Source organism: Trichocoleus sp. FACHB-90, from assembly GCF_014695505.1.
Lineage (GTDB): Bacteria > Cyanobacteriota > Cyanobacteriia > Cyanobacteriales > FACHB-T130 > Funiculus > Funiculus sociatus.
In genome coordinates this window covers 1-16,084 of record NZ_JACJOK010000102.1, presented here as the reverse complement: position 1 = coordinate 16,084, position 16,084 = coordinate 1, and the positions used below count along the sequence as shown (strand labels likewise).

The 16,084-nt window shown below is 46.1% G+C and carries 10 protein-coding genes and 3 pseudogenes; 3 read left to right on the top strand and 10 right to left on the bottom strand.

Annotated features, from left to right (window positions below; all coding sequences use genetic code 11):
* Nucleotides 1-444: 444 nt before the first annotated feature.
* Nucleotides 445-1,827, top strand: a complete 1,383-nt coding sequence (locus tag H6F74_RS28285) for an efflux RND transporter periplasmic adaptor subunit (protein ID WP_190445429.1) — start codon at nucleotides 445-447, stop codon at nucleotides 1,825-1,827.
* A gap of 48 nt (nucleotides 1,828-1,875) precedes the next feature.
* Nucleotides 1,876-5,031, top strand: coding sequence for an efflux RND transporter permease subunit (locus H6F74_RS28280; RefSeq protein ID WP_190445428.1), 3,156 nt, complete (start codon nucleotides 1,876-1,878; stop codon nucleotides 5,029-5,031).
* A 102-nt stretch (nucleotides 5,032-5,133) separates the two neighbouring features.
* Here H6F74_RS28280 and H6F74_RS28275 read toward each other — a convergent pair.
* From H6F74_RS28275 to H6F74_RS28245, 7 genes and pseudogenes are all read right to left on the bottom strand, one after another.
* A pseudogene (locus H6F74_RS28275) lies at nucleotides 5,134-5,561 on the bottom strand (IS5/IS1182 family transposase); the annotation flags it as partial.
* 26 nt (nucleotides 5,562-5,587) lie between these two features.
* A pseudogene (locus H6F74_RS28270) lies at nucleotides 5,588-6,285 on the bottom strand (IS1 family transposase).
* 182 nt (nucleotides 6,286-6,467) lie between these two features.
* A pseudogene (locus H6F74_RS28265) lies at nucleotides 6,468-6,566 on the bottom strand (IS5/IS1182 family transposase); the annotation flags it as partial.
* A 197-nt stretch (nucleotides 6,567-6,763) separates the two neighbouring features.
* Nucleotides 6,764-7,678 (bottom strand): ParB/RepB/Spo0J family partition protein, encoded by a 915-nt coding sequence (locus H6F74_RS28260; RefSeq protein ID WP_190445427.1) that lies wholly within the window; start codon nucleotides 7,676-7,678, stop codon nucleotides 6,764-6,766.
* Complete coding sequence (locus tag H6F74_RS28255; protein ID WP_242022614.1) at nucleotides 7,675-8,421, bottom strand: ParA family protein; 747 nt, start codon at nucleotides 8,419-8,421, stop codon at nucleotides 7,675-7,677. The genes H6F74_RS28260 and H6F74_RS28255 overlap by 4 nt, the downstream gene beginning before the upstream one ends.
* Before the next feature lie 642 nt (nucleotides 8,422-9,063).
* Nucleotides 9,064-10,803 carry a ParB N-terminal domain-containing protein gene (locus tag H6F74_RS28250; RefSeq protein WP_190445425.1) on the bottom strand — a complete coding sequence of 580 codons (1,740 nt, stop codon included), beginning with the start codon at nucleotides 10,801-10,803 and terminating at the stop codon, nucleotides 9,064-9,066.
* 10 nt (nucleotides 10,804-10,813) lie between these two features.
* On the bottom strand, nucleotides 10,814-11,203 hold the full coding sequence (locus tag H6F74_RS28245; RefSeq protein WP_190445424.1) for a DNA cytosine methyltransferase: 390 nt from the start codon (nucleotides 11,201-11,203) through the stop codon (nucleotides 10,814-10,816).
* A gap of 154 nt (nucleotides 11,204-11,357) precedes the next feature.
* On the opposite strand from H6F74_RS28245, the gene H6F74_RS28240 reads away from it, so the two are divergent.
* Nucleotides 11,358-11,720 (top strand): helix-turn-helix transcriptional regulator, encoded by a 363-nt coding sequence (locus H6F74_RS28240; RefSeq protein WP_190445423.1) that lies wholly within the window; start codon nucleotides 11,358-11,360, stop codon nucleotides 11,718-11,720.
* Nucleotides 11,721-11,722: 2 nt separating this feature from the next.
* Here H6F74_RS28240 and H6F74_RS28235 read toward each other — a convergent pair whose 3' ends face one another.
* The 3 genes from H6F74_RS28235 to H6F74_RS28225 all read right to left on the bottom strand — a co-directional run bounded on the left by H6F74_RS28235 (nucleotide 11,723) and on the right by H6F74_RS28225 (nucleotide 15,180).
* Entirely contained in the window at nucleotides 11,723-11,863 is a 141-nt protein-coding gene (locus H6F74_RS28235) for a hypothetical protein (protein ID WP_190445422.1), read from the bottom strand.
* A 422-nt stretch (nucleotides 11,864-12,285) separates the two neighbouring features.
* Entirely contained in the window at nucleotides 12,286-14,196 is a 1,911-nt protein-coding gene (locus tag H6F74_RS28230) for a hypothetical protein (protein WP_190445421.1), read from the bottom strand.
* Between the two features lie 714 nt (nucleotides 14,197-14,910).
* Nucleotides 14,911-15,180: a hypothetical protein gene (locus H6F74_RS28225; protein ID WP_190445420.1), complete on the bottom strand. Its 270-nt coding sequence runs from the start codon at nucleotides 15,178-15,180 to the stop codon at nucleotides 14,911-14,913.
* Between the last annotated feature and the right edge of the window lie 904 nt (nucleotides 15,181-16,084).

Below are 16,084 nucleotides of genomic sequence, written 5' to 3'. Positions count from 1 at the left end.
TTGGGTCGCCAGTATTTAGGGAAAACTGCCATAAGGAGTCGCCATTGGATGCAAATTATGAGCTTGATTCTCATTAATATATAAATACTGAGTATTTATACTCAATATTTGAATTATGATTCACTTCTACACTTAAAGCCACTGTCTATGTGACAGTTGTGGGTGCGGAATGTGGGTTTGAAAGATACTCCAGCAGGAGAGGTTCACTTTATGACCAGTTTCCCCCAACCTGGAAAATATAAACTTTGGGGGCAGTTCAATCGTAATGGTCAAATTGTCACGGCTGATTTTTGGGTAAACGTGGAATAGTTATACTCGCATTTTTCGTTTCTGAAGCAGAGAAACAGCTTTTTTGATCGAATGCTTGATTTCTAAACATTTCGCTATCAGCCACCAGTAGTTAGCTGATAGCAAAACTCCTTGGCGATAAATTAGGGGTGAATTATGGAATCATCTGAATTACAACCTTCTTCAAACACCAATCTTCAAATTCATTCAGAGTCCGCTTCTCCACGGCGAACGCCCCTTTGGTTATTGCTCGTGTTGCTCCTTGTGGGCGGCGGAGGGATTGGACTGTGGCGCGTTTTTGCTCCGAGTAATCAATCACCTCCAGCAACAGCTCAGCAACCACCGCCAACGCCTGTAAAAACATTGTCGGTGCAAACCAGCCCAATTGCAGAAAGCTCGGAGTTCATAGCTAGCCTGCGCTCGCGTCGCTCTGTTACCCTGCGACCGAGAATTCAGGGTCAGGTTTCTGAAATATTTGTCCGAGCAGGAGATCGAGTTGAAACAGGTACGCCTGTGTTGAAGGTTGATGCAAGCCAGCAGCAAGCTTCGGTTGAAAGTCGAATTGCAGGGGTTGAATCGTCTCAAGCCGATTTGGAAACTGCTCGAGCAGAAGCAGCAAGCGCCCAAGCTGACGCAAAAAATGCCAGAGCGGTACTCAAAGCGTTACAGGCTCGTCGAGTTTCTGAACTGTCTGACCTAAAACTCAATCAGCGAGAGTACGAACGGTTCAGCTACCTATATCGCGAAGGAGCTACCAGTCTGCAAATTCTAGATCAACGGCGCAACGGTCTGGAAGCAGCCAAAGCCAAGATTGCTCAGACAGACGCTGACATTGCCGCCCAAGAAGCCGCGATCGTTAGAGCAGAAGCGGCAATTGCCAAAGCACAGGCAACGATCGTCAAGAACCAGCGGTTAGTCAAACAGGCTCAGGCAAATGTAAAAGAGCAAGCCGTGCAACTTCAGTTTTATACAATTGCAGCTCCCTTTGCTGGTACGGTGGGTGACCTGCCCGTAAAAGTGGGAGATTTTGTGGATACCTCCACTCCACTGACGACCATTACAGAGAATCGTTCGTTAGAGGTGACTTTTTCAGTTCCCAACGAGCAGGCACTTCAGTTACGTCAGGGAATGCCCGTGGAGTTAACCGATGGTCAGGGTCGAACAGTGGGTACGAGTCGCGTATTCTTCATTTCGCCCAAAGCAACCAATGATACGCAATCTGTCCTAGTCAAGTCGCTGTTTGACAATTCTCAGGGACAACTGCGAACCGATCAGTTTGTCCGGGTGAAGGTGATTTGGGATAAGCGACCGGGTGTATTAGTTCCAACCCCAGCAGTCACTCGTCTAGGTAAAGAGGCATTTGTGTTTGTGGCGTCCCCATCCGGTTCAGGGTTTGTTGCTCGGCAACGGCTCGTCAAACTGGGCGACATCGAAGGAAACAATTACCAGGTCGAGAGTGGATTAAAGCCAGGGGAAAAGGTTGTGGTTTCAAGGATACTGCTTCTCAGGGACGGTGTACCCATTACTCCTGAGTCTTGAGCAGCGATCGCTGGCAATTCATCCTTTCAATACATCCGGAGTAAGCGTATGTTCGTTGATTTCTTTATCAAACGACCTGTTTTCGCGATCGTCTGTGCTCTCGTTATTCTGGTAGTCGGGTTTATTAGTATTCCGACCTTACCTGTAGAGCAATATCCCGACATCAGCCCAGCACAAATCACGGTGACAGCCAACTACGTGGGTGCCAGCGCTCAGGTGGTGGAGGACACTGTTACGACGGTGTTAGAGCGACAGATCAATGGGGTTGAAGGCATGAGATACATGAATTCGACCAGCAGCAATGATGGCACCAGCATGATTGTCATCACGTTTGAACAGGGCTACGACCTTGATGTGGCAGCATCGGACGTGCAAAATCGGGTGCTGCAAGCAGAACCCAAACTTCCAGAAGTCGTCCGACAAACGGGCGTGACTGTATCAAAGCAGTCAAGTGCAATCGTCTTGGCAATGGCACTCTACAGTGAAGACGATCGCTACGATGACACGTTTCTCAGTAACTACGCCGATCTCTATGTGTTAGACCCACTCCGGCGCGTTAAGGGGGTTGGAAATATCCTTGCGTTTGGCGAACGCCGTTACGCTATGCGGCTTTGGTTAGACCCTAATCGCTTGGCAAGTCGCAACCTCACGGCTCAGGATGTTATCAACGCTGTCAACCGACAGAATTTACAGTTGGGGATTGGTAGTATTGGGCAGCCACCTGCACCCAATGGGCAACTGTATCAAATTGACTTGCAGACGAGCGGCAGGCTGAAAGAGGCGACAGAATTTGAAAATCTTGTCCTCAAAGCCGATGTAGATGGAACGACCGTGAAGCTGAAAGATGTTGGGCGGGCAGAACTAGGGGCTGAAAGCTACAACTCGTTTGCCAGCTACAAAGGTCACGTTTCAGTCGGCTACCAGATTTTACAAATTCCGGGCAGCAACGCTTTGACTATTGCCAAAGCCGTCAAGGATGAGATGGCACGACTGGCGAAGAATTTTCCACCGGGGTTGACCTATGACATTCCCTACGATTCGTCGCTATTTGTAGAGGCGTCCTTTAGGGAAGTAGTAGTCACGTTATTTCAATCGGTAGCGCTGGTTGTTCTGGTTATCTTCATCTTTTTACAAGACTGGCGCGCGACGATCGTTCCGGCGATCGCTATTCCCGTGTCTTTGATTGGAACCTTCGCATTTGTCAAAGTATTTAATTTTTCACTCAACAGTCTCACTTTATTTGGTTTGACCTTAGCAACTGGAATGGTTGTGGATGATGCGATCGTGGTTGCTGAAGATGTCACCCGTTTAATTCAAGAGAAGGGGCTGAGTCCAGTTCGGGCTACCTCCGAAGCGATGCACGAACTGTTTGGGTCGGTGATTGCCACAGCCCTTGTACTTATGGCGGTATTTATTCCAGTTGGCTTCTTTCCAGGGACAACTGGACAACTTTACAAGCAGTTTGCGCTGACAATTACTTTTTCGATCGCCATTTCCACGTTCAATGCCTTAACGCTAACGCCTGCCCTTTCTGCCCTCTTGCTGCGTCGGCAACCCAGACCGCGTGGCTGGCTGGGCTGGATTTTTAATCGCGTCAATGGGTTCTTAAACTGGCTGCGTCGAGGATATCATCGTTCGCTTGGGTTCCTCACCCGCTTCAAAGGGATCGTGATGGTTCTGTTCATTGCATCGTTGGTGCTAACGGCTTGGCTTTACCTGCGCGTACCCAAGGCTTTTCTACCGGAAGAAGATCAGGGCTACTTTATTAACCTGATTCAGGCAGCCGATGGCACCTCCTTGAATTACACTAGACAAATTGTGACGCAAGCCGAACAGCAACTTAAAGAGGTGCCTGAGATTCGGGCAACCTTTGCAATGGGCGGGGTGGGGTTTAGTGGCAATACGCCCAACAGAGGACTTATGTTTGCGCCCCTGAAGCCGTGGGATGAGCGACAACAGCCAGAACAGTCAGTATCCGCCATTCTCAATCGGGTACGGGGACCACTCATGGCAATTCCGGAAGCCCCTGTGCTTGCGGTGAATCCTCCAACCATTCCAAGTCTTGGTAGTACGGGTGGCTTTGTGTTTCACTTGCAAGACCGAGGCGATCGCAGCACCAGTGACATCAGTACTCTGGATCGAGTCAAGACTGAATTGCTTACTCGTGCCAATCAAACACCGGGATTACAGGGGGTATTCAGTACCTACACGGCGAATGCACCGCAATTGCTCATCGAGGTCGATCGAGAGAAGGCAGAGGCACTACAAGTCTCGGTGGATGAAATTTTCAGTACGCTGCAAACCTACATCGGTTCGCGCTATGTGAATGATTTCAATGCCTTTGGGCGAACCTACCGGGTCTACGTTCAGGCAGACCAGCAGTTTCGCTCCAATCCAGAAGATATTGGTCAGTTGTATGTGCGGCAAGGTAGCGTCTCCCAAGGAGATTCGCGCCAAGGCGAAATGATTCCGTTGAGCAATCTAGTCAAGGTTACATCCACAACCGGTCCCCAAACTATTAATCATTACAACCTGTATCGAGCCATTGAAATCAACGGCGCAGCCGCTCCAGGATTTAGCTCTGGACAAGCGATTCAGGCAATGGAGAAGCTAGCGGCTGAGGTGTTGCCACCCAGCATGGGATTTGAGTGGTCGGGAATCTCCCTAGAAGAGTTAGAGTCTGGGGGACAAGCACCGCTCATTTTTGGCTTAGGCGTTTTCTTTGTTTTTCTGGTGCTGGCGGCTCAATACAATAACTTCTTCGATCCGCTGATCATTATGCTGTCGGTTCCCCTAGCAGTTCTGGGAGCATTGGCGGCTCAATCGTTACGAGGGTTGTATAACGACGTTTATTGCCAGGTGGGTCTAGTCATGTTGATTGGTTTAGCCAGCAAAAACTCGATTTTAATGGTGGAATTTGCCAACCAACTGCGAGAGCAAGGTCTTTCTATTACAAAGGCGATCGTAGAAGCTTCACAAGATCGCTTGCGACCCATTCTGATGACGGCAATTTCAGCGCTGTTGGGTGCTTATCCTATGGTATTTCCGACAGGGGCAGGTGCAGCGAGTCGTCAGTCTCTAGGTACAGCCGTTTTTAGCGGAACGTTTGTTGCTACTTTCCTTAGTTTGTTTGTTGTACCCATTCTCTATATTGTAATTGGCAAAATTCAGGCGAGGCTGAGGCGATCGCTTTTCAATAGTTAGCAAGATAATTTTGTTCCTCTTGATTCTCTAGTAAACTAGAGAGTTTTAGTAGTCCGCGTTGCGGACTAAATAAAGTTAAAAACTTATAGAACCATTTGACATCTAAGAAGAGACTGCAAGCCTCTTAACCATTAGCCAAATAAAAAAAAGATTAACTTTGGTAGTCGCATTAGCTAGAGTTCTCTCAAAGTTCTTGACGAGAATTTTGCATCTCTCCATCCAAGCGTTAGATCGCTTCCTTCCCCCACCTCGCTGCAACCGGAACTCTCCCCAGATTTACCTTAGTCTTTATTTTCTTGTTTCGATGGTTTTGCCGAAAGTTCAAACCTGATTTTCGTCATGATTTGGGGATGAACCTTTTCTAACTCCTCCTTCAGATGTTCAGGGTGATAACCGTGGTCTAGCAGGATGGTAATCTCGGGAATATTAACGGGTTTTGACTTGAAATAATCGATGTTTTCAGTCAACATCTCAATTAAACCCCTATCATCAGATACATTGGCTTTGGTACAGTGAGTAAAGAAGGGAAATTCGGCGTTGCTGAAAAGATAATGTTTTAGGCAGGCAGAGGAATTGTTCGATACAACAAAATAGTGCAGCAGTAACCGCAGCGAACACTTCAACATCAAGGGCCGACTTGGAGTAGCACAAGGTTTTGCGATGTAGCCGAGCTAAATAATGGCGCAGCCTTGTGTTTTCTCCCTCGACCCTAGTCATATAGGTCTTGCTAACAATATGGTCTCCATCCTCAATAAACATTGGGTACACCGACCAACCATCGGTAACATAAAAGAAGGACTGCCAACCTTGGACAATCCACCATAAAGGTTTGAAGGTCTGTGCACTGCGATCTCCAATTGTCCATGCCAAGATACCTGTCTGAAAAGTGATTAACAGCAGTCCAAATCCATAGCTTGTTTTGCTTGTTGCCCACAAAGGGAAAGCAGTTCATCAAGAGCGGTGACTTCGGGAATCTCCAAGGGGCTCTGGGGCATCCGGTAGTAACAAACCGGCTTCTCGAACCCAATGGAGGATGGTTGTGTGGTGAATCTCTGTTACTCGCAAGGGTTCCTCGTAGTCCCAAGACAAGAGAGGTACATTTTCAGACACAGTTGCTTGACATCGTTGGAATACTGCCAAGGTCGGTAATGGTCTAGGAACTGGCGACCACAAGGAAAAGCATTTGTAGCACTGCCTACCTTTACAGTGACCGTTCTTAGATACCTCAGTTGCGTTACACTTTGGGCATTTCATCTTAGACAAGGGTGAGACAGGTCAATTATTTTAGTCTATAAATAGCATTACCCTTTCAGCAAGTCCCGATTTTTTTCAGGGGAGATGAACAGAACACTTACCAACTTACGTCAATAAATCTACCTGTGTCTTTCTTATCTTGCACATTGCCGAAAAGAACCCTTTTCGGCAAACTGTTGTTAGTCTTTTGCCGTGACACCGACATACCCTGCTCGTCCAGGCAGCAGGTCTTTGATGCGCTCCCACTGGTGATCTCTGAGGGCATAATGTCGAGTCGTCATGGTCGTTTTAGTAATTAATCTCATGTATCGCCAATTCTGGTTTAACTATTTGATGACACGCCCTAATGTCATTGGCTCCATTTCGATGCCCTCTCAAAGATGCTTTTTTATCCTCTGGCTGATGCTCCCTTGTTGTCAAAACTTGAATTTGGAATTACTGATTTTTGTTATTTGACACCGGAGTATTTTCTGTGCAGTTACTCTTCAACCAGCAATGCTTCCATCTCCGCAAGTAGTTTTTCCAATTTCTTCTGCTTGGAGGCGTTTTCCCAAAACTTAGCTTGGCTCAAACGACGGTAGGTCGAGTCCATTCGGCTTTTGAGGGTTTGTGGTGTCTCTTTTTCAGGACGGTTGGTTTTGAGGCGCTCTCTTATCTGACTGAGGGACAAGTCCAGAGCGATCGCTTCTTCTAACAGGGTTCGCCGCTCAGTTTCGTCCTTAATTTTCGAGATTGCTTTCGCCTTAGTATATGCAATCCGTCCAGAACGCAAGGCTTCAAGAATATCGTCGGGAAGTTTCAGTAAAGGCAAACGATTACTAACAAACGACTCCCAACTCATCAACCCCAAATTAGCAAACACCTCTTTTACTAAGATGGCTTCCGGTTGACTGATAACGTTATTAGTCAACCGGACACAATCATTCAACATCCGGTAGAGCAAGGACACGACTTCTTCTAAACTCCTGTCTAATCTGAGCGCCAAAAGTTGCAAAATGCCCTCCGTCTCCTCTACTGAATTTAGGTTTTCGCGCTGGAGATTCTCAATCAACGCCAGTTGCAGGGCTTCCCCGTCGCTGAGTTCCCGGATGACCACAGGCACTTCATCCAGTCCGGCTGCAATTGCTGCCCGGTAACGTCGCTCCCCTGCTACTAATTCGTATAAGTCATCATCAGGTAGCGTCCGCACCAATAGGGGTTGTAAAATCCCATGCTGTTTGATTGACTCAGTTAATTCCTGTATCGCCTTGGCATCAAAGTAGCGACGCGGCTGTTGTTTGGGAAGTGCGATGCGTTCTGTGGGCAAAGATGTCGATTCAGATGGAGATTCTCCAAATAGGCTATCTAATCCTTTGAGCCTTTTAACAGGTGGCTTCTGGCTTTTAGAACTCATTTAATGCCCTCCAACATCTCAGCAATTGTTTCCAAAATTGTTACCGCTGGGTGCTTAGGATTATGTAAAGCCAGAGGGATATGCTTTTCAGCGGCATCGGCGAAAGCCGTCGTCCGAGGAATTTCGGGAAATATTATCCCTTCAACAGAATCAAATTGGTCTTGAATTGCACAAAGAATTCGCTGATCTTGAGAGTTTCCTTTAGCAAACATCGTGGGCAGATAGCCGGCTATTTTAAGTTGACGGTTGGGGCGGGCGCGGACACGCTTGATGGTACGAAATAGTAAATCAGTTCCTTGAAAAGCTTTGTACTGAGTTTGGATGGGAATTAAAACGTGTGTGGAGGCCACCAAACTGATGTAGCTGAGGATTCCGAGAGAAGGGGGGCAGTCAATTAGAATGAAATCATACTTCTCTAGTACTGGGGCGATCGCATCTTTCATCCTTTGTTCTCTCATATCCGCTGTCACCAGTTCCAGTTCAGCACCGCTTAAGTTGATATTTGCTGGCGCTAAATCAACACCGTGTATATCTTTGTGGATAGGCAAAGGTTCGTCTTCAAGAAGCGCATCGTAGAGGGTTTTCTGAATTTCTAAGGGTTCTAGCCCCATAAATGTCGTCAAAGATGACTGTGGATCTAAATCTATTAACAAAACTCGGCATTTGCGATGAGCTAGATGGTAGCCCAAATTCATGGTTAGCGTACTCTTGCCTACGCCCCCTGATTGGTTAAATAGTGACATTACTCGACTAGAATGAGTTTTTTTATCTGCCATAAAGGTTCATGTCTTCTCGTGCATCATAGAGCAGAATACAACCGATCGTAAAACCACAAACCCGGATGGGTAGAAAATTTCATACCCCGTAGCAATTACTCGGTCTTCAGGGTATTTTTCAGGAGGAAAAACCTCTTACCAGAGGGTAATTAAGAGCTAAGGGAGCGGCAATCAACCATTCATTAACTTGCTGGGTCTTCTCACCCTGTGCCTTGCGGGTTGAGGTAGTAGTGCTGATTGACTTGGATGTTGGTTCTGGTTGAAAGTGCGCTCATTCTACAATTCCTAACCTATAACAGTCTTGGCTTTCCCAGGGTTTTAGTTATGAACCCGATTTTTCAAACTCTCTAAAAATGAGCGAACCGTAAGCTTTCAAGTGGGCTTCCAGTTATTCGATTTCCGGCTTTCCTTCCATCGCTAAGTTCCTATACTATTTTTTGCTCTCAACCAAAGTATCTTTGTTCACAACTGTTTGTAGTTGTGAACAGGTAATAATAAAACTGCTCACAACCGTCAAATAATGTGGTGTAGTTACGTCTCATCCTCCTCCAAGCCCTTCAAAGCAAAGGCGAACCCTATTTTAGGCGGCCATCGTTTGAGCTATTTTTCTTATTCTGTCAATGTTTCTGCTTTAACAATCAAAATTAGTTCATTTGCCCAAAATCGGATGTTCGTCAGACCGTTGTCCAGGTTTACTGAAATTTGTTTGCCTTCCATCCATACGGTTGCCACCCGTCCTCGTACCCCAATACAGCCTTTAAAACTTGTCGCTTTTTCACTTACTTCAATTAAGTCATTCGCAGAGAACTGGTTCATCAGGATTTGGTACTCCCGTTGCAGCTGAAGCTCCTCTTCTTCTTTAGTTTCGGCTGTATCCGGGAGCGAGTGCGGTCTTGGGGAAACCCCTTGTAGAGCATCCCGCATGTCAGCTTGTAAGATTTCGCTCAAGGGAGCTTGCAGCAAATTTCCGCAAGCATCAATCTTTACTTTGGCTTCCGGTTCGGGTTGCTGAGCAATGTCTTTTCCGCAGTCCGCAATTGTCTGGGGTTCAGCCAGAACAGCGCTCTCCTGGTCGTTGTAGGTGATTGTCTCAAGGGTCGCCGTCTTTACAACGGGCGCGATCACATCTGGTAAGGGAATCACAGTAGTTTGGCCTTTTTGAGTAACCGTGTAGACCATCTCGAATTCATTACTACCATTACCGTTGCCATTAGAGCCATTGCCATTGTCCGAGGGGGGAAACAGGTTTGTTCCGATGAGGATTTTTATCCACTCTTCGGCGCTTACCCCCTCTTTTGTTGCCCGTTCCTCTAGAACGTCTTGCCATGAAGCAGGCAGGTACAGTTGATAGGAGCAGGTTTTGAAGCGAGGGTTGCTGTAGTCGGTTTGGTCTGGAGAGCCAGTTCGTTCTTCCCAGTCGTCGCACTCCGCGGCAATCTCTTTAACGTCAGAGTTAATGAAACTGACGGCACCATATTTGTAGCATTGGAAGCTTTGATTGTTGTCCAGAAATTCTCCTCGATACTTGCAGTTCCAGCAACTGCGGAAATCTGGGGGCCGGTGTAAGGTAAGATTGCTGCTGGCTCCAGAAGGCTCTAATTCATCAAGCTTTGTTGACGATGATGGCTTGTGTAGGGCTAGGGCTTCTTTGATGGTCTTTCCCTGAGCTACTGTTTCTAGGATTTGGAAGCGCTTTTCAGTAGACTTTTTGATCAGCTGGTAAGCTGCATCTACGCTTTGGTTCAAGACTTTACGTAGCGTTTGGGCTTGGCTTAAGTTCCCTAAAGCTATTTGCTCATCGATGATTTCGACCACACGAGCACCTTTCTCGTAGTTGGTTTTGCCAAGACCAACCCGACGAGCCACCTTTTCACGAGTTTCACCTTTTTCCCGTGACGCCAAATTTGGCGTGGCGGGAGTTGAGGAACCTTTTCTTAGCGTACTTAGTTGTCTGTCGCGAGATTTCTCTGCCTCAACGTTCTTCCAGGCATTAGCTTCCCGAATTTTTTGTTCGGTAGTTTTAAGGCGGCTGGTATTTTCCAGTAGTAGTACCTCTAGCTCAGCTAGTTCTGAAGGAAATTCTCTCACTTCAACCGGAACCAATTCCAGTCCTAACTGGACGGCTGACTTCCAGCGCCGATGACCACTGATAATTCGGTTTTGAGGGGTAACAACCAATGGTTTGATCCAACCCTTCTTGCTAATGAGATCAACCAGTTCGGACACATCCTCCTCTTCCCCATAAATGAGGCAATTGAGGGGATGCGGCGTTAGGGTCTTGGGACGTACTTGCTTGTAAATAGCTCCATCTATTGCACTAGGGTAAGATAGCGCTGAAGTAGGAACCATTAGATTCTCCTCAATAACTTCCATAAGAGCTTTTCCCACCGCTTGTACAAATAAGGGCACACGACATTTCCGCTCTGGCAATGCCCCGCCATTTAGTTGAGTAAAACTTGAACAAGTCTAGGATCAAACAGTAATCATTCCATCTCACAAAGCGCAATCGCACCTGATAATGTTCTACGACTAGGGCGCGAATCCGATCCCCCGTTAGCTTCGCGATTTCCGCACGCAGCACGCTGGTATGGGGAAAGTTCTTTCGGTAGGACTGGTAAGTAGTTTCATCCTTCTCTACTGCCAGCCCTACGTCAAACCCAACTTGTTCTATCCCCAAAGAGAATCCGCCCATTCCGCAGAATAATTCAACAGCTACCGCAGGCTGACAGCTTTGGCTTGTCGCTTGCATCACAAATGCCCCTGTTGTTGACAACTTTATCCGCTAAGCACTGAAACAATTTTCACAATTCTCACTTAATAGGTGAAGATTGTGAATCTATCTACTATAGCATCGGTACCAGAATGTCTTGCAGCCGAGAAAGGAAAATGTCAAAATAGGTTCTATGAACACAAAAACCCAGCGGCTAGCTACTTTTGTCATAGAGCTTCGGGCAGAGCTTGGTCTAAACCAAGAGCAGCTTGCCCAGAAACTGGGCATTAGTCGCCCTACAGTTTCCCGATGGGAAGCTGCGGACTGTATGCCGGGGAAACCTAAGCTAAAACAGCTGGCGCAATTGAGAGGCTGGGACGAAGAACATTTCCAAGTATACTTAAATACAGGGCAGAAGCCAACTGAGGACCCTTTAGAGAATATTCTAAGTAAACTGCGATCGCTGCCAGCAGCATCGGTGGTTAGAGTCATTCAAGAGGGGGCGCGGGTACTAGCATTAACTCATAACTCTCATTCTGACTCAGGTGCAGCTTGAATTCAGTAGCTTTCGTGGAAGTTAACTTCTGCGGCTATGTCATGAGCAACGGGCAATGATTGAAACTTCTCAGGCTCCATCTCATTCTCTTCGGTGTCGTAACCCATCTGCACTAGGGAGCTAGTGAAACAAATTTCGCGCACTTCTTGTATTTGAGTAAGATTCCCTGACTGCTAAAGAAGGCTCAGCTAGGCAAGGTGTTGTTCTACAGTTATTTCCGGGTAATTCTCGTCTTGTTTTGGTTTTAAGCTTGGTTCGTCTTTATCAACGTCAACTACAACCACTTCATAATCTGAATCCAAAGCACTTTTATCCAGTGGTATTTGGAAATTTGCCCGCTACAGATGCTATCCCTTCCATCTTCGGCAACTCCGATATCGAGCGTGAGGAGTTAGTAATGCACTGTCATGAGGCAATACGGTTCAGTTAGTAATGTATGACGAATTCGGAGGTGTTGGAAGCCTTACTCCTGGGTTGCTTTTCTTGTTCTTATTGAGAATAGTCTCAACTATATTTTTTAACTGAACCGTATTAGGTTATGAGAGGGGCGGTATTTCAGCATCTCCTACACATCCTCAGTAGCCGTATCTATTCCATCTGGTTCTTCCACTCCTTCAACATTTTCAACATCACCCCAAGGATCTTCTACATCTTGGGGAAGGGAAAAAGCCTCTAGTTGCGTTCGTGGGTTTGAGGATGCGGGCGCAGTCTGATTAGGGAAGGCTGCGACACCTCCATCGGATGATGGTCTGCTGTCAACCGGAGCTGGTGGTACACCACTGCCACCAGCATCAGGTGGGTTGTTGTCGGGTTCATTGTCGCAATCGTTTTTAGCTTCCGGTGCTTGTAGATTTGCCTTGGTGCAATCGCTTGAAGGAAGAATGTCCTTTAACGGCTCATTGCTTTCACCGAAAACGTAGTTTGGATCGATTGCAGGGCCGTTTTCGTCAGTCCAGATCAAGCCGGGTGTATTTTTTACAAATGCAATCGTGAGGTTCAAAAATTTTGGCTTGTCCTTAAACGCCTTGTATTTAGTTTTGAAGCCCTCTAGCTTTTCCTTCACCTCTCGCCAAAAGCGCTCCGACTCAGTTTCACCAGATGGAGGTAGTGCCGCAAGTTTAGCGGCTTCGAGCGCAGCTGTTTTCTCAACCCTTGCGACTTGTGCAGCCTGTACCTTACCCTTTGCCTCATCCAATTTAGCCCCAACCGTAGCGGTGTCGCGGGTTTCACTTTGGAAACATTTGGGCAGCCCTGGCTCCATCCCCACAGAATCAATAGCCAGAGCGTTATCAGCAGATTGCTCCGCATACTCCAGAAAGTCCTGCCACATCCAGTAGACTGCTTCTGGATTCTCTTCTGTTTTGCGAATAATCTCAGCAGCAGCGTGGGAGAGTGCTGATGAAGCCCAGCGTTCTCCCTGCGTTTTGTAATGAGTATTTGCTCTCCACCGCACAAGGTCTGGAAATGGTTTGCCTACCTCATGCTCCCAATCGTATTTTTCTCTGTTTGGTGTCTTGTTTGTAGTTCTTGGATTACTTGTAGTCTCTAACTTTTTTTCTACGTTCACGAAATTTTCGGAAACGTTAGTCTTTTGGACAGGTTTAGTCTGCTCAGTTGAAGATTTGTTAATTTCTTTGATATCTGAGCTTTCTCGTGTTTTTTCCTGACTATCTTTTCCTCCTTCTCCTTTTTTTTTCGTTATATTTAAGCGAGATTTTGAAGATTCTATGTATATAGAAGATTTTAAGTTCGACCCAATTTCGATATTGGCGGTTTCTTGAGATCGATTATGAGTTTTTGCTAAATCCGGTGAAATCAAGGGTTGTAGAGATTGTGAAGAATCATTAGGATTTTCTCTCCCTTCGTTGGCATCTTCTATATCAAAATCTTCCCAAAGTGGGTAAGTTACATAAGGTTGGCTGTAGACCAAAGCCACATCATCGTCAAGACGACGAGTGCGGCTCTTTCTGCCCTTCTGAAACGTGGGAGGAGTTGGGTATCGTCGGCTCAGTTCGATTAATTTGGGGTTGTAGCCCGTTTCTTGGGCAATCAGCGGGTAGTTGAGGGTTTGGAATTTGCGTCGGTCGAAGGGATTGGAGTGGAAATTATTAGTCACAATCCACCCCCTCCCCTCGAATTCCCTGCGGAAACGCCCTGCTGTTTCCTTGGAGAAGAAGGGATTTTCTTCCCATAGTTCGTACTCTCCTGCCCACCACCAAGCATAGCCGTGTTTACAGATACCAATCCGGTAATCCACCATGCCGCTTGCCCGTTGGTTAGAGATGGTTTCGAGTCTGAAGTGCAATTGGGCAATGAAGACTGCGCGATCGCAGCCCACTTTAACCGCTAAAAGAGGAGGGCAAAGCCGCATTGTCTCCCAAGTCTTATGGTCTAACGGCAGGGGTAACTCTAGATCGTCTGGAAAAAATTTAGGCTCTGGCTCAACTGCTTGCCGTGTTGCTGTTGCTGTCACCATTAGCTTTCACCCCCACAGCAAAAATTAAGGCTTTTGTACTGACCTTTAATACAAATGTGACAAATCTGCCTAGCGTCCGGGTGTTCCTCGTAGGGCATTAAATCTCTCCTAATAAAAGCTGTTGTGGGTTGGGGGAGAGAGCCATTGTTTAAAAATCCTGTATGCCGCTTGCTATAAAGAGCAAGTGATACAATAGGAAATATGGCTCCCGACTCCCAGGAGTTAGTTGGTTTATGTGGTGCATCACCGTCTGGCAACGCTGGATACGCCACTACTAAATTTGGAGCCTCACCTGTTGAAAAAATTAAATAGCCCTTAGGAACCCCCTTGTTGATTGACAGGGGTTTCTTTCTGATGAGGGCTGGGAAGCATCACCTCTTTTTTCTTACAAATGCCTTTTACTAGATTTGCATAGGGGATAGGTTAATTATATTCTTCCTTTGAAAATAGATTTTTATTTTTTGTTGTTAACTTTGTTTGTGGAGTCTCTTGCTAGATCCCGGCTTATGTAATCGTCTTCTTGTGCAATATCTAAAAATAGACCGAACACTGTTCGCCATTCAAGTTCTGGTGGCTATACAGGTGAAGTGGCGTAGCCCTTTTAAAGCTTGTATTTGGTCATTTCTCTTCACTACCCGTTCCGCCAAATTTGGCGGAACGGACACGATATGTGCGTACTATCAAAAAACCTTTATCAGCGGAAAGAAATTTTTATTATGAAACCTGATACTGCCGATGCCAAACTTTTAAGGTGTGGCAAAAACTCTGTCTTAAGCCAAACGATCCAAAGCTCAAACTATATGATTTGTTGATGGTGCTATAGCGGTTCTCGGTTGTGTGAGGTACAGTCTCAAAACTGGAAAGATAATACTGGATTTTGGTGTACCTGACTCGTATAAGAACCGCTATATATCGCTCCCGTTCCGTCAAACTTGGCGGAACGGGAGCGATCGCATCTGGTGCTGTGAAAAACTTTTTAAACAACTGTCCTAATCTCTACGGGTACAGGTATTTGCTGTACTGAGTTGACCAGTGCAAAGCTTCAGAGGAAGAATGGGAAACGAATTTTAGGGGCGGCTTGCTAACTCTGGCTCCTCCACGGGATAAGACAACACAGCAATTAGCTCGGCTCCGTTCAAAAACTAACTAGAAAATTCCAATTGTCAAGCCCACTGCAAAGATTGTAGTAGAGGCAATTAGTCTTATCCGCTCGGGTATGGGATTGCGCGGACAGATGATGATAGCAGCCGCGATATAAAAAATGCTGTTATAGGGCTGTATCCATAATGAATTGATTCCTATAAGGCTCAAAAGTCCAACCAAACTCCAAGCTAATAGGGTTTGAGCTTTTTCTAGTGTCTTGTCAAGTTTACTTGAGTTCATGATTTAAGACGCAGTTCTAGGGTGTGCGGTCAATTGTTTAATTAAACTTTCAGAAAAAGTGCTTATTTTATTGACCCCCATTACAGTTTTTAGAGTTATTATCATTATCCGACTTTAGGATGAAGTCGGATTTATGTATTAATTCGGAGATGTGTAAAGTTACATTATATACCTGTATACGTGTATGAGCTGCTAGTTTAGCTGGTATATGTGTCTAAAAGTACATCCATTCGGCATTATCCCTTAAAACCGTGTAATAAATGTGTCATTTAAGCTTGGATTCTAATTTTTTTAATAAAATTGCTAAGTCTTCTAGCCAGTGACAGATAGCTCTATCCCACTGAATTAGTGGCTCTACCGAACTTGTTATGTAAAAATGTTAAAAATGGCTAATCAAAATAGCAGAAACAGAATAGGTATAAGAAGTGACATTTGTTGCGGGGCTTGAATTCTGGGATTGATTGTGATTAAGTAGATGCAGTAAAAAAGCAGCCCCAGACTGGGT